The organism is Streptomyces caelestis (genome assembly GCF_001279005.1).
Classification (GTDB): domain Bacteria; phylum Actinomycetota; class Actinomycetes; order Streptomycetales; family Streptomycetaceae; genus Streptomyces; species Streptomyces heliomycini.
Genome location: NZ_LGCN01000265.1, coordinates 128,789 through 149,344 on the forward strand (window position 1 = coordinate 128,789; position 20,556 = coordinate 149,344).

Consider the following 20,556-nt stretch of genomic DNA (forward strand, 5'->3'; position numbering starts at 1 on the left):
GCTCAGTCCCACGACCCCTGTGCCGCGGGCAGCTCCGCGATCTCCGCGAGGTCGCGTTCCGTCAGGCGCAGGTCCACCGCGGCCGCGTTCTCCGCGACCCACCGCTCCCGCTTGGCGCCGGGGACCGGGATCACCTGGCGGCCCCGGCTCAGCACCCAGGCCAGCGCCACCTGCGCCGGGGTGACGTGCTCGCCGTGCCGGCGGGCGACGCGGCGCAGACCGACCACGATCGGCTGGTTCGCGGCCATCATCTCGGCCGTGAAGCGGGGGTGCCGGGCACGCAGGTCGTCCGCCTCGAAGCCCACGCCGGGCGTCAGCGTCCCGGTCAGGAAGCCGTTGCCCAGCGGCATCGCCGCCAGGAACCCGATCCCCCGCGACGCGCACCACGGCAGCAGCGCCCGGAGCGCCTCCGGCGACCACACCGACAGCTCCGCCTCCACCGCGCTCACCGGGAAGACCTGCTGCACCCGCTCCAGCTGCCGGATCGTCGCGTCGTGCAGCCGCGCCCCCGGCCGCCGCGCCGAGCGCGCCCCCACCGCGCACAGCCCCAACGCCCGCACCTTCCCCGCCCGCACGAGCTCGGCCATCGCACCCCAGGTCTCCTCGACCGGGACCTCCGGGTCGGCACGGTGCAGCTGGTAGAGGTCGATGACATCGGTCTGGAGGCGGCGCAGCGACGCGTCGCAGGCCCTTCTCACGTACCCGGGACGGCCGTTGGCCACGATGTGCTGATCGCCCGCCAGCAGCCCGACCTTCGTCGACACGAAGGCGTCGGAGCGCCGCTCCCTCAACACCCGCCCGAGCAGCAGCTCGTTGGTGAACGGGCCGTACATGTCGGCGGTGTCGAGGAGCGTCGAGCCCGCGTCCAGCGCCCGGTGCACCGCCCTGAGCGACTCCTCGCCGCGCTGCCGGGAGGTGCTGTAGGCCCAGCTCATCGGCATGCACCCGAGTCCGACGGCCTCCACCGCGAGCGCCCCCGCGCCGATCGTCCTGCGCTCCACCTGGTCGTGACCCTCCCTCTCCGGCCCCCAACCTAACCCGCGCCCTTCCCGGCCTCTGAACTAGCCTCCGGAGCATGACCACTGCTGACGTATGGCTCCCCATTCCGCCGGACGAGATCGAGGGCCTTCCCGAGGGGCCGCGCTACCTCTTCTGGGACGGCGGCGAGGAGTTCCCCGCCGACCCGGCCGACTGCGGCTTCTACGTCGTGCCCTACATGAAGCCCGCCGGGGTCGGTGTGCGCCCGTTGCCGCTGATGCGCTCCGTCCGCGTCGTACAGACCCTGTCGGCCGGCACCGACCATGTGGAGCCCGGCCTGAAGCACCTGCCCCCCGGCGTACGGCTGTGCAACGCGCGCGGTGTGCACGAGGCCAGCACCGCCGAGCTCACGCTCACGCTGATCCTGGCCTCCCTGCGCGGCGTCCCCGACTTCGTGCGGGCACAGGACGAGGGGGAGTGGCGCGGCGGGTTCCGGCCCGCGCTCGCCGACAAGAGCGTGCTCATCGTGGGGTACGGCGCGATCGGCGCGGCCATCGAGGACCGGCTCGTTCCGTTCGAGCTCGCGCGGGTGGTGCGCGTCGCGCGCTCCGCACGCACCACGGAGCGCGGGCCGGTGCACCCGCTCACCGAACTGCCCGCCCTGCTCCCGGAGGCGGACGTCGTCGTCCTCTCCACACCGCTGACCGAGACCACCCGGCACCTCGTGGACGCCGGGTTCCTGGCCCGGATGAAGGACGGCGCCCTGCTGGTGAACGTGGCCCGCGGCGGCGTCGTCGACACCAAGGCGCTGCTCACCGAGCTGGAGAGCGGGCGCGTCACCGCGGCCCTCGACGTCACCGATCCCGAACCGCTGCCCTCGGAACACCCCCTGTGGCGGGCGCCGGGCGTCCTCATCAGCCCGCACGTCGGCGGAGCCACCTCCGCCTTCCGGCCGCGCGCCGAGCGGTTGCTGGTCCGTCAGTTGCGCCGTCACCTGAACCAGGAGGAGCTCGACAACGTGATCCTGGTGACGGGAGCGGAAGACCTGTGACCCGCTTCGAGTACCGTGCGCGTCGATCCGGGCGCGGTGGGTACTCATACATCAGTTGATCGTTACGCAGCGTAGAGAACCTATGTCCCTGAGTGACGGTACTGGTGTATCGTCCCGACAGGGGCCGCGCCGCTGACCAACGGCGCGGGGGCAGGACACTGCGGACAGTGAGGGGGGCGACGGACGATGCACGGTCTGTGGACGAGCGATCCGACGCGGCGGAGCCGTCGGCGACGACCGTGGCGCACGGCCGCGTGCGGCCGTGGTCACGAGGGCGGCCACCGCACCCGGCACAGCGGCCCTCACGGCGGTCCCGGCCGTCGCCGCCCCGCGCACGGCAGCCGCGGACGGCAGGACCACCCGGCGCACCGGGGGCCGGGCGACCCGGGAGCGGAGCGGACCGGGGGGCGCCGGTGAGCGCCCCCACCCCCACCTCCACGCTGGACGGAGCGCCGCGGCGGCAGCCCGCGCCGACGACACCGCTGCCGGGTGCGCCGGCCGCCGGCCGCCGGCCCGGCCCGGCCGCCCAACTCGTGCTGGCCCTGGTCTGCGCGGCCTACGCCGTCGGCGCCGCGTTCGGCTGGGGCTCGGAGCGCCTCGCGCTGATCATGGGCGACTTCGGACTGAGCGCCGCGGCCGGTGTGGCCGCCGTGTCCTGTTTCGTCTACGCCCGCAGTCCCCGCACCCGGTTCCGTCCCGCCTGGCTGATGTTCGGCCTCTCCTCGGTCATGGCCTCCCTGGGCAATCTGATCTGGGGGTGGTACGAGGTCGTCCTCGGGCTTCCCGTGCCCAGCCCCAGCTACGCCGACCTGTTCTTCCTGTGCTTCGCGCCGCCCGCCATCGTGGGGCTGCTGGTGCTCGCCAAACGGCCCGCGAACAGGGCCGGCTGGGTCTGTCTCGCTTTGGACGCCTGGCTGATCGGCGGTTCCCTGCTCACCCTCGCGTGGAGCCTCGCGCTCGCCCAGGCCGCGCGGGCCGAGGGCCCGGGCGTCGCGCACACCGCGCTGTCCCTGGCGTACCCGCTGCTCGACATCGCCCTGGTCAGCATGGTGCTCGCGCTGCACTTCCGGCGCTCGGCGGTCAACCGGTCCGCGGTCAACACCGCGATCGGCGCGCTCGCGCTGACCGTGATGTGCGACGCCCTGTTCACCTCCCCGCTGCTGCACGCCGACTACCGCTCCGGACAACTGCTCGACGCGGGCTGGTTCGCCGGTTCGCTGCTCCTGGCGTACGCCCCCTGGACCGCGCCCCGCGACGGACGGCCCGAGCGGGAGGGGCACACGCGCGTGGTCCGCGAGCACCTGCCCGGGCGGCACGGCGTGCCGGACCACCACCACGGACCGCCGCCCGGCGAGCACACCCGGTATCCGCTCTCCCGGCCCATCACCGGCTCCCTCGCCGCGCTCACGCCGTACCTCGCCGCGGCCGTGTGCACCCTGGGGATCCTCTACAACGTCCTCAACGGTCGCAGCGTCGACCGCGTCGTGCTGCTCACCGGGGGCACCGTGGTGCTCGCGCTCGTCGTGCGCCAGGGCATCATGCTGCTCGACAACATCACCCTCACCCAGGAACTGGCGCAGAAGGAGAACCACTTCCGCTCCCTGGTGCAGGGCTCCAGCGACGTCATCATGATCGCCGCCCCCAGCGGCGTCCTCCGCTACGTCTCCCCGGCCGCCGCCGGGGTGTACGGCAGACCCGCGGAGGAGCTGGAGGGGACCGAACTGGCCAGTCTCATCCACCCGGAGGACCTGGGCTGCGTCGTGCACGAGGTGCGCCGCTTCCTCGCCGCCGACCCGGTGGAGGAACCCACCACCCGCATCGAGTGCCGCTTCCGCTCCGGCGGTGGGAGCGCCTCCCGCTCGAGCGAAGCCGAGAGCGGGGGAGGCTGGCTGAACGTCGAGTCGACCGTCAACCGGCACCACGGCGGCCTGATCTTCAACAGCCGTGACGTGACCGAGAGGGTCCGGCTCCAGGCGCAGCTCCAGCACAACGCGGAGCACGACCCGCTCACCGACCTGCCCAACCGCGCCCTGTTCACCCGACGCGTCCAACAGGCGCTGTCCGGCCGCCGGGCCTCGGACCGCGGGGCCGCCCTCAGGGGCACGGCGGTGCTCTTCATCGACCTCGACGGCTTCAAGGGCGTCAACGACACCATCGGGCACCAGGCCGGGGACGAGCTGCTCGTCCAGGCCGCCCGCAGACTCCAGGACGCGGTCCGCAAGGGCGACACCGCCTCCCGGCTGGGCGGCGACGAGTTCGCGGCCCTGATCGTCGGGGACGGCGTCCGCGACCGGGACGCCCGTGAGCGGCACATCCTGGAGCTCGCCGACCGGCTGAGGGCGGCCCTCTCCCAGCCCTACGTCATCGACGGCAACGATGTCCGGGTCAACGCCTCCATCGGCGTGGCCTTCGCCGAACCCGGCCTCGGCGCGGGCGAACTGCTGCGCAACGCCGACCTCGCCATGTACCGGGCGAAGGCGGCCGGCAAGGGGCGCGTGGAGCTGTACAAGCCGCAGATGCAGCAGGACGTGGTGCGCAGGGCGGAGCTGGCCACCCGGCTGCGCGCGGCGCTGCACCACGGCGAGTTCGCCCTGTTGCACCAGCCGGTGGTCTGCCTGGAGGACGGCCGGATCACCTCGGTCTGCGCCCAGGCGCGCTGGCGCTCCTCCCAAGGGGTGCTCTTCACCCCCGCGGAGTTCCTGCGCGTGGCCGAGGACAGCGAGAAGACCGCGGAGCTGGGCCGCTGGGTGCTGGAGGAGGCCGTCGAACAGGCCGCCGAACGGCACATGACCGGTCTGCCCGTCCCGGTGGCCGTCCGGCTGAGCGCCCACCGGCTGCTGGACCGGTCACTGCCCCTGGGCTCGATCGAGGCCCTGCTCACCCGGCACGGGCTGCCGTCCGGCTCCCTGGTCGTCGAGCTGGCCGACACCGACCCCGCGGTGTCGCTCGACGAGCTGGAGCGCCGGCTGACCGTGCTCAAGCGGCTCGGCGTCCGGATCGCGCTCGACGGCTTCGGTAGCGGTCCCGCGGCGATCACGGCCCTGCGGCGGCTCCCCGTCGACATACTGAAGCTCGACCGGAGCCTGGTCGACGGCGTGGTGGAGTCCGCGCGGCTGCACAAGATCACCAGCGGTCTGCTGCGGATCGCCTCCGACCTCGGGATGCAGTCCGTCGCCGACGGCGTGGACCTGCCCGAGCAGGCCGCGGCCCTGCGCGCGATGGGCTGCACGCACGGGCAGGGCAAGGCCTTCTCCGGGCCGCTGGACGAGTACCGGCTGCGCAGGGCGCTGGCCTCCGGGCACTACCCGGTGCCGCCCGGACCGGCCGAACCGGTGTTCGTCGGCGGGGGCGCCGGGGTGTACTCCACCGGAGTGACCGCCGTCCTCCAGGCCGGTACGGCACTGCGCTCACATAATGAGACTCCCGTCCCACCCACTTGACAGTGAGTGCGCGCCGGGGGGAGGGTCAATGCCATGCGCACCCGAATTCTCGTACTTGGAAAGCGCGTCGGCTGACGCTGAGCCTCGACCGCTCAGCGACCACCACCCGGCGCGCTCCCCTCGCTTGCCTTATGGCACGAGGGGTTTTTTGTTGCACAGGCACCCGCCGAGCAGCACGCGTGACCCGCACGAACTTCGCAAAAACCCTCAGCATCGAGAAGAGAATGCCGATGACCGAGCAGGCCACCGGGGCCCATCACCCGCAGCCCCGGCCCCGATCCGGAGGACAGTCCGCCCCCGTGGAGCACGTCACGGGCGCACAGTCCCTCATTCGCTCTCTCGAGGAGGTCGGCGCCGACACGGTATTCGGCATTCCCGGGGGCACCATCCTGCCGGCGTACGACCCCCTGATGGACTCCACGCGGGTGCGCCACGTGCTGGTCCGCCACGAGCAGGGCGCCGGCCACGCGGCCACCGGTTACGCCCAGGCCACCGGCAAGGTCGGGGTGTGCATGGCGACGTCCGGTCCGGGCGCCACCAACCTGGTCACCCCGATCGCGGACGCGCACATGGACTCCGTGCCGCTGGTCGCGATCACCGGGCAGGTCGTGTCCAAGGCGATCGGCACGGACGCCTTCCAGGAGGCGGACATCGTCGGCATCACCATGCCGATCACCAAGCACAGCTTCCTGGTCACCAAGGCGGAGGACATCCCCCGGGCGATCGCGCAGGCGTTCCACATCGCCTCCACCGGCCGCCCGGGACCGGTCCTGGTCGACATCCCCAAGGACATCCTCCAGGCCAAGACCACCTTCTCCTGGCCGCCCGTCATGGACCTGCCCGGCTACCGGCCCGTCACCAAGCCGCACGCCAAGCAGATCCGCGAGGCCGCCAAGCTGATCACCGCCGCGAAGCGGCCGGTCCTCTACGTCGGCGGCGGCGTCCTCAAGGCCCGTGCCACCGCCGAGCTGAAGGTCCTCGCCGAACTCACCGGAGCTCCCGTCACCACCACCCTGATGGGACTCGGCGCGTTCCCCGACAGCCACGAACTGCACGTGGGGATGCCGGGCATGCACGGTTCGGTCACCGCCGTCACCGCGCTGCAGAAGGCCGACCTGATCGTCGCCCTCGGAGCCCGCTTCGACGACCGCGTCACCGGCAAGCTGGACAGCTTCGCCCCGTACGCCAAGATCGTCCACGCCGACATCGACCCGGCCGAGATCGGCAAGAACCGCACCGCCGACGTGCCGATCGTCGGTGACGCCCGCGAGGTCCTCGCCGACCTCGTCCAGGCCGTCCAGAAGGAGCACGCCGAGGGCAACCGCGGCGACTACACCGCCTGGTGGAGGGACCTGAACCGCTGGCGCGAGACCTACCCGCTCGGCTACGACCTGCCCGAGGACGGCTCGCTCTCCCCCCAGCAGGTCATCGAGCGCATCGGACAGCTGGCGCCCGAGGGCACGATCTTCACGGCCGGCGTCGGCCAGCACCAGATGTGGGCCGCGCACTTCATCCGGTACGACAAGCCCGCCACCTGGCTGAACTCCGGCGGCGCCGGAACCATGGGCTACTCGGTCCCGGCCGCCATGGGCGCCAAGGCCGGCGCCCCCGACCGCGCCGTCTGGGCGATCGACGGCGACGGCTGCTTCCAGATGACCAATCAGGAGCTCACCACCTGCGCCCTGAACAACATCCCGATCAAGGTCGCCATCATCAACAACGGCGCCCTCGGGATGGTCCGCCAGTGGCAGACCCTCTTCTACAACCAGCGGTACTCCAACACGGTGCTGCACTCCGGCCCCGGCGTGGACGCCACCGAGAAGAGCGCCGGCACCCGCGTCCCCGACTTCGTGAAGCTGTCGGAGGCCATGGGCTGCCACGCGATCCGCTGCGAGGACCCGGCCGACCTCGACAAGGTCATCGAGGAGGCGAACTCGATCAACGACCGCCCGGTCGTCGTGGACTTCATCGTCCACGAGGACGCGATGGTGTGGCCGATGGTCGCCGCCGGCACCTCCAACGACGAGATCATGGCCGCCCGGGACGTCCGCCCGGACTTCGGCGACAACGAAGACGACTGAGAGCCGTCAGGACTTTCAAGCAGAGGAAGCAGATCATGTCCAAGCACACGCTCTCCGTCCTGGTGGAGAACACCCCGGGCATCCTGGCCCGGATCGCCGCCCTGTTCTCCCGCCGCGGCTTCAACATCGACTCGCTCGCCGTCGGCGTCACCGAGCACCCCGACATCTCCCGCATCACCATCGTGGTGAGCGTCGAGGAGTTCCCGCTGGAGCAGGTCACCAAGCAGCTCAACAAGCTCGTCAACGTGCTGAAGATCGTCGAACTCGAACCCGGGCAGGCCGTCCAGCGCGAACTCGTCCTGGTGAAGGTGCGCGCCGACAACGAGACGCGCTCCCAGATCGTCGAGATCGTCCAGCTGTTCCGCGCCAAGACCGTGGACGTCTCCCCGGAGGCCGTGACCATCGAGGCCACCGGCAGCGGCGACAAGCTGTCCGCCATGCTCAAGATGCTGGAGCCGTTCGGCATCAAGGAGCTCGTCCAGTCCGGCACGATCGCGATCGGACGCGGTGCCCGTTCCATCACCGACCGGTCGCTGCGCGCCCTGGACCGGTCGGCGTAGGACCTGAGACGGGCGGCCGGGACACGACCGGCCGCCCGTATCGCGAGACCCTCCACCTTCCCCCTCCCCCATCGTCATACGGTGGGACGCAACACCTGCACACAAGGAGAGAACCCAGTGGCCGAGCTGTTCTACGACGCCGACGCCGACCTGTCCATCATCCAGGGCCGCAAGGTCGCGGTCATCGGTTACGGCAGCCAGGGCCACGCCCACGCCCTGTCGCTGCGTGACTCGGGTGTCGACGTCCGCGTCGGTCTGCACGAGGGCTCCACGTCCAAGGCCAAGGCCGAGGAGCAGGGCCTGCGCGTGGTGAGCCCGTCCGAGGCCGCCGCCGAGGCCGACGTCATCATGATCCTCGTCCCGGACCCGATCCAGGCCCAGGTCTACGAGGAGCACATCAAGGACAACCTGAAGGACGGCGACGCCCTGTTCTTCGGCCACGGCCTGAACATCCGCTACGGCTTCATCAAGCCCCCGGCCGGCGTGGACGTCTGCATGGTCGCCCCCAAGGGCCCCGGCCACCTGGTGCGCCGTCAGTACGAGGAGGGCCGCGGCGTTCCCTGCATCGCCGCCGTCGAGCAGGACGCGACCGGCAACGCCTTCGCGCTGGCCCTGTCGTACGCCAAGGGCATCGGCGGCACCCGCGCCGGCGTCATCAAGACCACCTTCACCGAGGAGACCGAGACCGACCTGTTCGGTGAGCAGGCCGTCCTCTGCGGTGGTACCGCGGCGCTGGTCAAGGCGGGCTTCGAGACCCTGACCGAGGCCGGCTACCAGCCGGAGATCGCCTACTTCGAGTGCCTGCACGAGCTGAAGCTGATCGTGGACCTCATGTACGAGGGCGGCCTGGAGAAGATGCGCTGGTCGATCTCCGAGACCGCCGAGTGGGGCGACTACGTCACCGGCCCGCGGATCATCACCGACGCCACCAAGGCCGAGATGAAGAAGGTCCTCGCCGAGATCCAGGACGGCACCTTCGCGCAGCAGTGGATGGACGAGTACCACGGCGGTCTGAAGAAGTACAACGAGTACAAGCAGCAGGACTCCGAGCACCTGCTGGAGACCACCGGCAAGGAGCTGCGCAAGCTCATGAGCTGGGTCGACGAGGAGGCGTAAGCCCCGCTCCCCGCGACGGCGCCGCCGGTGACGGGCGCCGTCGCGGGGCTCCGCCCGGCCCCCGCCGGAGGGACCGGAATCAGTTCGCCGGTCCGTACGGCCACTTCCGGGTGATCGATTCGCGAAGGCGCGAGACGACCCGCCCCGCGCCACTAGACTGCTGTACAACAAACGCGTCAGGCCCACAGTGTCGTGCGTCTTCCACGCGGCTAGCACTTCTTCACCGCCTGCGGCCGTCGGGACGGCCGTCCGCATTGGACTTGTGAGGACTCACGTGAGCTCGAAACCCGTCGTACTCATCGCTGAAGAGCTGTCGCCCGCCACCGTCGACGCACTCGGTCCGGACTTCGAGATCCGCCACTGCAACGGCGCGGACCGTGCCGAGCTGCTCCCGGCCATCGCCGAGGTGGACGCGATCCTGATCCGCTCGGCCACCAAGGTCGACGCCGAGGCGATCGCCGCCGCGAACCGGCTCAAGGTCGTCGCCCGCGCCGGCGTCGGCCTGGACAACGTCGACGTCTCCGCCGCCACCAAGGCCGGCGTGATGGTCGTCAACGCCCCCACCTCGAACATCGTGACCGCCGCCGAGCTCGCCTGCGGTCTGATCGTCGCCACCGCCCGCCACATCCCGCAGGCCAACGCCGCGCTGAAGAACGGCGAGTGGAAGCGCAGCAAGTACACGGGCGTCGAGCTGGCCGAGAAGACCCTCGGTGTCGTGGGTCTGGGCCGCATCGGCGCGCTGGTCGCCCAGCGCATGTCCGGCTTCGGCATGAAGGTCGTCGCCTACGACCCCTACATCCAGCCCGCGCGGGCCGCGCAGATGGGCGTCAAGGTCCTGTCGCTGGACGAGCTGCTCGAGGTCTCCGACTTCATCACCGTCCACCTGCCCAAGACCCCCGAGACCGTCGGCCTCATCGGCGACGAGGCGCTGCGCAAGGTCAAGCCGAGCGTGCGCATCGTCAACGCCGCGCGCGGCGGCATCGTCGACGAGGAGGCGCTGTACTCGGCGCTCAAGGAGGGCCGGGTCGCCGGCGCCGGTCTCGACGTGTACGCGAAGGAGCCCTGCACGGACTCCCCGCTGTTCGAGTTCGACCAGGTCGTCTGCACCCCGCACCTCGGCGCCTCCACCGACGAGGCGCAGGAGAAGGCCGGTGTCGCCGTCGCCCGCTCGGTGCGCCTCGCCCTCGCCGGCGAACTGGTCCCGGACGCGGTGAACGTGCAGGGCGGTGTCATCGCCGAGGACGTCAAGCCGGGCCTGCCGCTCGCCGAGCGCCTCGGCCGGATCTTCACCGCGCTCGCCGGTGAGGTCGCGGCCCGCCTCGACGTCGAGGTGTACGGCGAGATCACCCAGCACGACGTGAAGGTGCTGGAGCTGTCCGCGCTCAAGGGCGTCTTCGAGGACGTCGTCGACGAGACGGTGTCCTACGTCAACGCCCCGCTGTTCGCCCAGGAGCGCGGTGTCGAGGTACGGCTGACCACCAGCTCGGAGTCGGCCGACCACCGCAACGTCGTCACCGTGCGCGGCACCCTCTCCGGCGGCGAGGAGATCTCGGTCTCCGGCACGCTGGCCGGCCCCAAGCACGTCCAGAAGATCGTCGCGGTCGGCGACTACGACGTGGACCTCGCGCTCGCCGACCACATGGTCGTGCTGCGCTACGAGGACCGTCCGGGCGTCGTCGGGACCGTGGGCCGCATCCTCGGCGAGGCCGGCATCAACATCGCCGGCATGCAGGTCGCCCGCGCGACGGTCGGCGGCGAGGCGCTCGCGGTGCTGACGGTCGACGACACGGTGGCCGCCGGGGTCCTGGCCGAACTGTCGGCGGAGATCGGGGCGACCTCCGCCCGGTCGGTCAACCTGGTCTGACGTCACCGGGGGGTCCCGCCCCCGGACCCCGTTCGTCCTGAACGGACTCGTCCTCACACGCCGGACGGACTGACTCGGTCAGCCCGTCCGGCGTTTTCCGCCTCCCCGCGCACGCGGATCCGCCGCAGCCCCGCCGCCGCCAGTCCCGCCGCCCCGAGGAGCAGCACCGCCGCCGCGATCGCCGCTCCCCGCATCCCGCCGGTGAACGCCTCCCGTGCCGCCGTCGCCAGGGCGTCCCCCGCGCGCCCCGGCAGCCCGGCGGCGACGGCCAGCGCGCCGCCCAGGGTCTCCTGCGCCAGGGCCGGGGCCATGTCCGGCATCCCGTGGCGGTAGCCCTCGGCAGGCATGGAATGCGAAATGTTCTACGTGACCCTGTTGACTTCCTTCCCCTCCTGAAGGAGGGGATTTCCTACGGCTCGCGCCGTGGGGGTTTCTGTTTCATCGCCGGCTGCCCGCCCGGAGTACTCCGTCTCTCCCTGCAATCGGGAGGTACCACACCCTTGCCTGAAGGCGGGGGTGGCACGGAGGAATTCCGATGACGGGCCTCATCGCTCAGTGGGCCTTCGACACCCGAGGACGGCGCCCGACAGCGAGCAGCCGACCGCCGGCCTGCGCCGGGTGATCGAGGCCGCTGCTACAAACGCGCGGCCTTGAGCGCCATGTGCAGCAGCAGCCGGTCCTCGCCGTCGTCCAGGTCCAGGCCGGTGAGCTGCTCGATCCGGGACAGGCGGTAGTAGAGGGTCTGGCGGTGGACGCCCAGCTCGGCGGCCGTGCGGCCGGCCTGGCCCGCGCGGTCGAGGTAGACCTCGGCGGTGCGGGCCAGTTCGGCGTGCGCGGGGGAGAGCAGGGGGCCGACGACGGGATCGCGGGCGGCGCCCCGGGGCAGCGCGGTCAGCAGGCGGTAGGGGCCGATCGACGCCCACGGGGCGACCGGTCCGAGCCGGGGCTCGGCCAGCGCCGCCCGCGCCGCCGCCGACGCCTCCGCCCAGGCCGCGCCCAGCTCGGCGAGACCCGCGCGGGGCACGGCGATCCCCGCGGCCACCGGGGGGCCGCCCCGGCTTCCGGGACCGCTCGCACCCGCCCGCTCCAGCAGCCGTGAGGCCGCCGTCGTCGCCGGGGCCAGTACGTCCGTCGAGCGCAGCCGCAGCAGCAGGGCCAGCGACAGGCCGTCCCCCAGGAAGGCGCCCCCGGCGCCCCACGGCAGGGTGCACAGCGCCGTCGCCCCCGGCACCGTACGGACCGACGGGGCGTCGTCCGGGTCGACGGAGGGCCAGGGGGCGACACAGACCACCGTGTGCGGACCGTCGGCGCGGCCGCCGAGGGCGGTGCGCAGCTCGGCGACGGCCATCTCCCGCTGCCAGTCCCGCTCCGCGGTCAGCACCGCCCGCAGCTCCCGCGTGAGGTCGGCGCCGTGCTGCGCCTCGTCCGCGAGCAGCGCCCCGATGCGCGCCGTCACCCGCATGGCCGCGTCCAGCTGCCGCTCGGAGGGGCCCGGGTCGTAGTCGAGCAGCCAGACGTATCCGAGGACGACCCCCCGATGGCGTACCGGCAGGCAGACGCGTCCCCGGTGGACACCCGCCTCGGGGGTGCGCGGGATGCGGACCGGGCCGGTCGCGCGGGTGATGCCGAAGCCCTCGAACCAGGCGCGGACGGCGGCCGTCGAACGCCGGGTCAGGATCGAGCGGGTGCGCACCGGGTCCAGCGCCGACGGATCGAGGTCGCCCTCACTGTCGTACGCCCCGAAGGCGATCAGCTCGAAGTCGCGGTTCTCCAGGGTCGCCGGAGCGCCCAGCAGCTCCGAGATCTCGTCCACCAGCTCCTGGTAGTCGTCCCTGCGTTCCGACGTCACCCGGGCATTCTGCCGCAGAACCGCAGCGCCTTCATACATCTGTCTGAGATCTGCGGCACGGATGCGTGACAGCTGTCGATGGCCCACGATCGGGGGCATCCGTAGGTTTCACGGTGGTTCTCCGTGCCGTGCCCGAATCGTCGGGCGACGGCCTCGTGCAGCTTGTGGAGGTGCCCCGTGCTGGGTCCCGTGATTCTCGCCGCGTCGCGCAGCGACCGGATGCGACGCCTGATCTCGGCGGCCCCGGTGACCAAACAGGTCGTGGACCGGTTCATCCCCGGGGAGACCGTCGACAAGGTCCTGCCGATCGTCCGGGAGCTCACCGGCAACGGCCTCGAACTCACGATGGACGTCGTCGGCGAGGACATCACCACCCCCGAGCAGGCCGCCGCCGCGCGGGACGCCTACCTGGAGCTGATCGACCGGCTGAAGCCGCTGGAGCTCGGCGCCCGCGCCGAGATGTCGGTGAAGCTGTCGATGTTCGGGCAGGCCCTCCCCGGCGGCCACGAGCTGGCGCTCGCCAACGTCCGCCCGGTCGTCGAGGCCGCCGCCGGGATCGGCACCACGGTGACGCTGGACGCCGAGGACCACACCACCCTCGACTCGATGTTCGCCATCCACGAGGAGCTGCGGAAGGACGTCCCGCAGACCGGCTGCGTCATCCAGGCCTACCTCTTCCGCACCGAGGAGGACGCGCGACGCCTCGCCGCGGCCGGCAGCCGGGTACGGTTGGTGAAGGGCGCCTACAAGGAGCCCGCCGAGGTCGCCTACCAGCAGAAGCACGAGATCGACAAGGCGTACGTGCGCATCCTGCGGACGCTGATGGAGGGCGAGGGCTACCCGATGATCGGGTCCCACGACCCGCGCCTGATCTCCATCGCCCAGGAACTGGCCCGCACCGCCGGACGCAAGCTCGACGAGTACGAGTTCCAGATGCTCTACGGCATCCGCGGCGACGAGCACCTGCGGCTCGCCGCCGAGGGGCACCGCATGCGCGTCTACACGGCCTACGGCACCGACTGGTACGGCTACTTCATGCGGCGCTTGGCGGAGAAGCCGGCCAACCTGCGGTTCTTCGCCCGCAGCATGATCACCAAGGGCTGACACCACACCGCTCACGACAAGGAGTTACGCCACCCATGGACGCTGTGACCCAGGTCCCCACCCCCGTCAACGAGCCGGTGCACGGCTACGCCCCCGGGACGCCCGAGCGTGCCCGGCTGGAGGCCAGGCTCAAGGAGCTGGCCGACAACCCGATCGACCTCCCCTGCACCATCGGCGGCGAGAAGCGGATGGGCGGCGGCGAGCGCTTCGACGTCGTGCAGCCGCACAACCACAAGGCCCGCCTGGGCACCTACGCCAACGCCACCCAGCAGGACGCCCGCGACGCCATCGACGCGGCCCTCGCCGCCGCGCCCGCCTGGCGCGCGATGTCCTTCGACGACCGCGCGGCGATCATCCTGCGCGCCGCCGAGCTGCTGGCCGGTCCCTGGCGCGAGACCATCGCCGCCTCCACGATGCTGGGCCAGTCCAAGACCGCGCAGCAGGCCGAGATCGACAGCCCCTGCGAGCTGGTCGACTTCTGGCGCTTCAACGTCCACTACGCGCGCGGCATCCTCGCCGAGCAGCCCCCGGCCAACTCCCCGGGCGTGTGGAACCGCCTCGACCACCGTCCGCTGGAGGGCTTCGTCTACGCGATCACGCCCTTCAACTTCAGCGCGATCGCCGCCAACCTGCCCACCGCGCCCGCCCTGATGGGCAACGTCGTCGTCTGGAAGCCGTCCCCGACGCAGACCCACGCCGCCGTGCTGCTGATGCGGCTGCTGGAGGAGGCCGGTCTGCCCAAGGGCGTCATCAACCTCGTCACCGGCGACGGCATCGAGGTCTCCGAGGTCGCCCTGGAACACCGGGACCTGGCCGGCATCCACTTCACCGGTTCGACCAGGACCTTCCAGCACCTGTGGAAGACGGTCGGCCGGAACATCGAGAAGTACCGCACCTACCCGCGCCTGGTCGGCGAGACCGGCGGCAAGGACTTCCTCGTCGCCCACCCGAGCGCCGACCGCGCGGTGCTGAAGACCGCGCTGACCCGCGGCGCCTTCGAGTACCAGGGCCAGAAGTGCAGCGCCACCTCGCGCGCGTACATCCCGGCGTCGATCTGGAACTCCGGCTTCAAGGAGGAGTTCGCGGCCGAGGTCGACCACATCGCCATGGGTGACGTCACCGACCTGTCGAACTTCATCGGCGCCGTCATCGACGAGCGGTCCTTCGCCAAGAACAAGGCCGCCATCGACCGTGCCAAGGAGGACCCGGCCTGCACGATCGTCGCGGGCGGCTCCTACGACGACTCGGTCGGCTGGTTCGTCCGCCCGACCGTCATCGAGTGCGCCGACCCGGAGAACGAGGTGTTCCGCACCGAGTACTTCGGCCCGATCCTCGCCGTGCACGTCTACGAGGACGAGCAGTACGACGCGATGCTGACCCAGATGGAGTCGGTCTCCGACTACGCCCTCACCGGCTCGGTCATCGCGAACGACCGTGCGGCGGCGGCGTACACGATGGAGAAGCTGCGCTACGCGGCCGGCAACTTCTACATCAACGACAAGTCGACCGGCGCCGTCGTCGGCCAGCAGCCCTTCGGCGGCGGCCGCGCCTCCGGCACCAACGACAAGGCCGGCGCCCCGCAGAACCTGATGCGCTGGACGCTGACCCGCGCCATCAAGGAGACGCTGGTCCCGCCGACCGACTACGGCTACCCGCACATGGGCTGACGCCCACCCCACCCCCGGACGGGCCAGGTCACCCCCCGACCTGGCCCGTCCGGTGTTTTCGCAGGTGGGAGAGGTGCGACCCGGTCCACCGTCTCAGATAGTAGGAAGTCCGAGTAATTGTGCAGACAGAAGCACTCCGCTCCTCTAACTTTGTAGGAGCCGAACGACTCGCTCGATCAAGCGAACGGCGGTCGTGAGCCGGGCCCCGTGCAGGCAATCCCTGCGGTCCGCCGCTCCCCGCCCCTTCCGGTGTCTCGCAACCCCCTTTCCGCACTCCACGTATGCCGAAGGAGTCGATGACCCATGGCCGAGACGACCGTCCGCCGCCGCGTCCGTCACACCCCCCACACCAGCGAATCCGACCGCAAGAACGCCGCCGCGGCGCTCCAGCGCGCCCTCGACCGCAGGGACAACGGCGGCTCGACCGGCCACTGACACGCCGACGGCGTCCGTATGCCGGACGCCGCATGTCATCCCGTGGGACGAGGAGTAGGGTGCCCGCATGTCTCGCAGCATCAATCTCGCAGTGATCCCCGGTGACGGCATCGGCCAGGAGGTCGTGGCCGAAGGTCTCAAGGTCCTCTCCGCCGTCCTTCCGCAGGATGTGAAGCTGGAGACCAAGGAGTACGACTTCGGCGCCAAGCGCTACCACGCCACCGGTGAGACCCTCACCGACGCCGACCTCGACGAGCTGAAGCGGCACGACGCCATCCTGCTCGGCGCCATCGGCGACCCCTCGGTCCCCTCCGGCGTCCTCGAGCGCGGCTTCCTGCTCAAGCTCCGCTTCGCCTTCGACCACCACGTCAACCTGCGCCCGTCGAAGCTCCTCCCGGGTGTCGCCACCCCGCTCGCCGGGCAGCCGGAGATCGACTTCGTCGTGGTCCGCGAGGGCACCGAGGGGCCGTACACGGGCAACGGCGGCACCATCCGCAAGGGCACGCCGCACGAGGTCGCCACCGAGGTGTCCGTGAACACGGCCTTCGGCGTCGAGCGCGTGGTCCGCGACGCCTTCGCCCGCGCCCAGGCCCGGCCGCGCAAGAAGCTCACGCTGGTCCACAAGAACAACGTGCTGACCTTCGCCGGCCACCTGTGGACGAACGTGTTCAACAAGGTGGCCGAGGAGTTCCCCGAGGTCACCACCGACTACATCCACGTCGACGCCGCGACGATCTACCTCGTCACCGACCCGGCCCGCTTCGACGTCATCGTCACCGACAACCTCTTCGGCGACATCATCACCGACCTCGCCGCGGCCGTCTCCGGCGGCATCGGCGTCGCGGCCTCCGGCAACATCAACCCGGGCCGCGCGTTCCCGTCCATGTTCGAGCCCGTGCACGGCTCGGCCCCGGACATCGCCGGTCAGGGCAAGGCCGATCCCAGCGCCACGGTCCTGTCCGTCGCCCTCCTGCTGCGTCACCTCGGCCACGACGCCGAGGCGGCCCGCATCGAGGACGCCGTCTCCGCCGACCTCGCGGAGCGCGGCGCCCTGCCCGCCCGCAGCACCTCGCAGATCGGCGACGCGCTCGCCGCGCGAGTAGCCGGCTGACCCGGCGCCCCCTCGAAAACATTCGAAGCCGCCGGGTCGCATTCGCACCCGGCGGCTTCCCCCTGTCCCCGCCGGGTGCCACCATCGACCACCGGGCCGCATTCACCCTGTTTCTTCCGCCGCCGCCTCCGGGCGATAATCGGACGCGGAGCCGCGGAATGAGGGAATGCTCGGACGTCCTAGTACTGGCCACCGGCCGTACGGGCGTGTGCGCGGCCCGTCACTACAACCGGTGAAGGACAACCACTCATGACGACGCCCACGATCGAGCTCAAGCCCTCGGCGCACCCGCTCTCGGACGCAGAGCGCGAGGCGATCCTGACCAGCCCCGGGTTCGGCCGCCACTTCACCGACCACATGGTGACGATCAAGTGGACCGAGGGCCGCGGCTGGCACGACGGCCAGCTCGTCCCGTACGCGCCGATCTCCCTCGACCCCGCGACCACCGTCCTGCACTACGCGCAGGAGATCTTCGAGGGGCTGAAGGCCTACCGTCAGCCCGACGGTTCCGTCGCCACCTTCCGCCCCGAGAAGAACGCCGAGCGCTTCCAGCGCTCCGCCAAGCGCCTCGCGATGCCCGAACTGCCGGTCGAGACCTTCATCGAGGCGTGCGACGCCCTCGTCGCGCAGGACAAGGCATGGGTGCCGGCGCACGGCGGCGAGGAGTCCCTCTACCTGCGCCCCTTCATGATCGCCACCGAGGTCGGGCTGGGGGTGAAGCCCGCCAACGAGTACCTGTTCCTGGTCATCGCCTCCCCGGCCGGCGCCTACTTCCCGGGCGGCGTGAAGCCGGTCTCCATCTGGGTCTCGGAGGACCGCGTCCGCGCCGTCCCCGGCGGCATGGGCGACGCCAAGACCGGCGGCAACTACGCGGCCTCCCTGCTCGCCCAGGCCGAGGCCGCCGTCAAGGGCTGCGACCAGGTCTGCTACCTCGACGCGGTCGAGCACCAGTGGGTCGAGGAACTGGGCGGCATGAACCTGTACTTCGTCTACGGCGACAGGATCGTCACCCCCACCCTCAGCGGCTCCATCCTGGAGGGCGTCACCCGTGACTCCCTGCTGGGCGTCGCCCGCGACCTCGGCTACGAGGCCGTCGAGGAGCGCGTCTCCGTCGAGCAGTGGCAGCGCGACTCGGAGAACGGCACCCTCACCGAGGTCTTCGCCTGCGGTACGGCGGCCGTCATCACCCCCGTCGGCACGGTGAAGCGGACCGGCGCCGAATGGCGGCAGAGCGGCGGCGAGCCCGGCGAGGTCACCCTCCGGCTGCGCCGGGCCCTCCTCGACATCCAGCGCGGCACTGCCGAGGACAAGCACGGCTGGATGCACCGGCTGGGTTAGGCCGGATCCCCGCGGGTGAACACACACTGCCCGCATCCTGAGACGGAACGTGAGCGCGGGGGCGGACTGTGCCAGACTGCCTCCGTGCTCTCGTTCGCCACGATTATTGGCAGCAGGCGCGCCGGTCCGCAGTGACCGCACGTACGACACGGTACGGGCGGACACCGTCGTCCTCGACCCGCGCGCAGACCTCTCGCACCCGCGAGGGGTTTTTCTGTTTCCTGGCCCACCCGCAGCCGGGGAACGGGGCGTGGGGGACCATGGGGGAACGGTGGAACCGGTCATTCCGGTAGACCGAGATCAATTCAGGAGCCTTCAGACCATGACCGCACCCAGCGAGCCCGACGACTCGTTCCACGTCTTCGACACCACCCTGCGCGACGGCGCCCAGCGCGAGGGCATCAACCTCACGGTCGCCGACAAACTCGCCATCGCCCGGCACCTGGACGAGTTCGGCGTGGGCTTCATCGAGGGCGGCTGGCCCGGCGCGAACCCGCGGGACACCGAGTTCTTCGCCCGTGCCCGGCAGGAGATCGAGTTCCGGCACGCCCGGCTGGTCGCCTTCGGCGCCACCCGCCGCGCCGGCGCCACCGCCTCGAAGGACCCGCAGGTGAGGGCGCTTCTCGACTCCGGCGCGCAGGTGATCACGCTGGTCGCGAAGTCCCACGACCGCCATGTCGAGCTCGCCCTGCGCACCACCCTCGAGGAGAACCTCGAGATGGTCCGCGACACGGTGTCCTTCCTCAAGGAGCAGGGCCGCCGGGTCTTCGTCGACTGCGAGCACTTCTTCGACGGCTACCGCGCCAACCCCGAGTACGCGAAGGCGGTGGTCCGCGCCGCGTCCGAGGCCGGCGCCGACGTGGTCGTCCTGTGCGACACCAACGGCGGCATGCTCCCGGCGCAGATCCAGGCCGTGGTCTCCACCGTGCTCGCCGACACCGGCGCCCGGCTGGGCATCCACGCCCAGGACGACACCGGCTGCGCGGTCGCCAACACCCTCGCCGCCGTCGACGCGGGCGCCACCCACGTCCAGTGCACCGCCAACGGCTACGGCGAGCGGGTCGGCAACGCCAACCTGTTCCCGGTGGTGGCGGCCCTGGAGCTGAAGTACGGCAAGCAGGTCCTGCCCGAGGGCCGGCTGCGGGAGATGACCCGCATCTCGCACGCCATCGCCGAGGTCGTCAACCTCACCCCGTCCACGCACCAGCCGTACGTCGGCGTCTCCGCCTTCGCGCACAAGGCCGGACTGCACGCCTCCGCGATCAAGGTCGACCCGGACCTCTACCAGCACATCGACCCCGAGCAGGTCGGCAACACCATGCGGATGCTGGTCTCCGACATGGCCGGGCGCGCCTCCATCGAGCTCAAGGGCAAGGAGCTCGGCATCGACCTCGGCGGCGACCGTGAACTGGTCGGCCGGGTCGTCGAGCGGGTCAAGGAGCGTGAGCTCAAGGGCTACACGTACGAGGCGGCCGACGCCTCCTTTGAGCTGCTGCTGCGCGCGGAGGCCGAGGGCCGGCCGCTGAAGTACTTCGACGTCGAGTCCTGGCGCGCGATCGTCGAGGACCGCCCCGACGGCACCCACGCCAACGAGGCCACGGTGAAGCTGTGGGCCAAGGGCGAGCGCATCGTGGCCACCGCTGAGGGCAACGGCCCGGTCAACGCCCTGGACCGCGCCCTGCGCGTCGCCCTGGAGAGGATCTATCCGCAGCTCGCCAAGCTGGAGCTGGTCGACTACAAGGTCCGCATCCTCGAGGGCAAGCACGGCACCCAGTCCACCACCCGCGTCCTGATCTCCACGTCCGACGGGGCGGGGGAGTGGTCGACGGTGGGCGTCGCCGAGAACGTCATCGCCGCGTCCTGGCAGGCGCTGGAGGACGCCTACGCGTACGGGCTGCTGCGGGCAGGCGTGGAACCGGCCGCGTAGGGGACCCGTACGGCCCGTCCGGCAGGGGCGTCTTC

General features: G+C 71.3%; 14 protein-coding genes and 1 pseudogene. 12 read left to right on the forward strand and 3 right to left on the reverse strand.

Translation table 11 applies throughout. The features are described from left to right. Positions 1-2: 2 nt before the first annotated feature. Positions 3-1,001, reverse strand: coding sequence for an aldo/keto reductase (locus ADK41_RS36320; protein WP_030824623.1), 999 nt, complete (start codon positions 999-1,001; stop codon positions 3-5). 74 nt (positions 1,002-1,075) lie between these two features. On the opposite strand from ADK41_RS36320, the gene ADK41_RS36325 reads away from it, so the two are divergent. The 6 genes from ADK41_RS36325 (at position 1,076) to serA (ending at position 11,090) form a co-directional block, all read left to right on the forward strand. After that, entirely contained in the window at positions 1,076-2,029 is a 954-nt protein-coding gene (locus ADK41_RS36325) for a 2-hydroxyacid dehydrogenase (protein WP_030824627.1), read from the forward strand. A 413-nt stretch (positions 2,030-2,442) separates the two neighbouring features. Beyond that, positions 2,443-5,469, forward strand: coding sequence for a putative bifunctional diguanylate cyclase/phosphodiesterase (locus ADK41_RS36330; protein WP_030824630.1), 3,027 nt, complete (start codon positions 2,443-2,445; stop codon positions 5,467-5,469). Between the two features lie 230 nt (positions 5,470-5,699). Next, the gene (locus tag ADK41_RS36335) at positions 5,700-7,550 is read left to right on the forward strand and encodes an acetolactate synthase large subunit (RefSeq protein ID WP_030824633.1); all 1,851 of its coding nucleotides are present in this window, start codon (positions 5,700-5,702) and stop codon (positions 7,548-7,550) included. Positions 7,551-7,585: 35 nt separating this feature from the next. Next, positions 7,586-8,110 carry an acetolactate synthase small subunit gene (gene ilvN, locus ADK41_RS36340; protein WP_030824636.1) on the forward strand — a complete coding sequence of 175 codons (525 nt, stop codon included), beginning with the start codon at positions 7,586-7,588 and terminating at the stop codon, positions 8,108-8,110. Positions 8,111-8,227: 117 nt separating this feature from the next. Further along, on the forward strand, positions 8,228-9,226 hold the full coding sequence (gene ilvC, locus ADK41_RS36345) for a ketol-acid reductoisomerase (protein WP_030824639.1): 999 nt from the start codon (positions 8,228-8,230) through the stop codon (positions 9,224-9,226). Between the two features lie 274 nt (positions 9,227-9,500). Continuing rightward, the gene (serA, locus tag ADK41_RS36350; protein WP_030824641.1) at positions 9,501-11,090 is read left to right on the forward strand and encodes a phosphoglycerate dehydrogenase; all 1,590 of its coding nucleotides are present in this window, start codon (positions 9,501-9,503) and stop codon (positions 11,088-11,090) included. 53 nt (positions 11,091-11,143) lie between these two features. Here serA and ADK41_RS36355 read toward each other — a convergent pair. Further along, a pseudogene (locus ADK41_RS36355) lies at positions 11,144-11,422 on the reverse strand (MFS transporter); the annotation flags it as partial. A 302-nt stretch (positions 11,423-11,724) separates the two neighbouring features. Beyond that, the gene (locus tag ADK41_RS36360) at positions 11,725-12,978 is read right to left on the reverse strand and encodes a PucR family transcriptional regulator (RefSeq protein WP_199822376.1); all 1,254 of its coding nucleotides are present in this window, start codon (positions 12,976-12,978) and stop codon (positions 11,725-11,727) included. Between the two features lie 138 nt (positions 12,979-13,116). Here ADK41_RS36360 and ADK41_RS36365 point away from each other — a divergent pair, with 138 nt between their 5' ends. The 6 genes from ADK41_RS36365 (at position 13,117) to cimA (ending at position 20,521) form a co-directional block, all read left to right on the forward strand. Continuing rightward, entirely contained in the window at positions 13,117-14,043 is a 927-nt protein-coding gene (locus ADK41_RS36365) for a proline dehydrogenase family protein (RefSeq protein ID WP_030824649.1), read from the forward strand. Between the two features lie 35 nt (positions 14,044-14,078). Next, complete coding sequence (gene pruA, locus ADK41_RS36370; RefSeq protein WP_030824651.1) at positions 14,079-15,710, forward strand: L-glutamate gamma-semialdehyde dehydrogenase; 1,632 nt, start codon at positions 14,079-14,081, stop codon at positions 15,708-15,710. A 303-nt stretch (positions 15,711-16,013) separates the two neighbouring features. Then, positions 16,014-16,145 (forward strand): hypothetical protein, encoded by a 132-nt coding sequence (locus ADK41_RS44005; RefSeq protein ID WP_106979439.1) that lies wholly within the window; start codon positions 16,014-16,016, stop codon positions 16,143-16,145. A 67-nt stretch (positions 16,146-16,212) separates the two neighbouring features. Next, the gene (locus tag ADK41_RS36375) at positions 16,213-17,256 is read left to right on the forward strand and encodes a 3-isopropylmalate dehydrogenase (protein ID WP_030824654.1); all 1,044 of its coding nucleotides are present in this window, start codon (positions 16,213-16,215) and stop codon (positions 17,254-17,256) included. A gap of 249 nt (positions 17,257-17,505) precedes the next feature. Beyond that, complete coding sequence (locus tag ADK41_RS36380) at positions 17,506-18,594, forward strand: branched-chain amino acid aminotransferase (RefSeq protein WP_030824657.1); 1,089 nt, start codon at positions 17,506-17,508, stop codon at positions 18,592-18,594. Positions 18,595-18,916: 322 nt separating this feature from the next. Next, complete coding sequence (gene cimA, locus ADK41_RS36385; RefSeq protein WP_030824660.1) at positions 18,917-20,521, forward strand: citramalate synthase; 1,605 nt, start codon at positions 18,917-18,919, stop codon at positions 20,519-20,521. Positions 20,522-20,556 lie beyond the last annotated feature (35 nt).

Coding starts and splice junctions, on each gene's coding strand:
- cimA (WP_030824660.1), top strand. CDS start 18,917: ATGACCGCACCCAGCGAGCCCGACGACTCGTTCCACGTCTTCGACACC.
- pruA (WP_030824651.1), top strand. CDS start 14,079: ATGGACGCTGTGACCCAGGTCCCCACCCCCGTCAACGAGCCGGTGCAC.
- ADK41_RS36360 (WP_199822376.1), bottom strand. CDS start 12,978: ATGTATGAAGGCGCTGCGGTTCTGCGGCAGAATGCCCGGGTGACGTCG.
- ADK41_RS36325 (WP_030824627.1), top strand. CDS start 1,076: ATGACCACTGCTGACGTATGGCTCCCCATTCCGCCGGACGAGATCGAG.
- ADK41_RS36380 (WP_030824657.1), top strand. CDS start 17,506: ATGACGACGCCCACGATCGAGCTCAAGCCCTCGGCGCACCCGCTCTCG.
- ADK41_RS36375 (WP_030824654.1), top strand. CDS start 16,213: ATGTCTCGCAGCATCAATCTCGCAGTGATCCCCGGTGACGGCATCGGC.
- ADK41_RS44005 (WP_106979439.1), top strand. CDS start 16,014: ATGGCCGAGACGACCGTCCGCCGCCGCGTCCGTCACACCCCCCACACC.
- ADK41_RS36335 (WP_030824633.1), top strand. CDS start 5,700: ATGACCGAGCAGGCCACCGGGGCCCATCACCCGCAGCCCCGGCCCCGA.
- ilvN (WP_030824636.1), top strand. CDS start 7,586: ATGTCCAAGCACACGCTCTCCGTCCTGGTGGAGAACACCCCGGGCATC.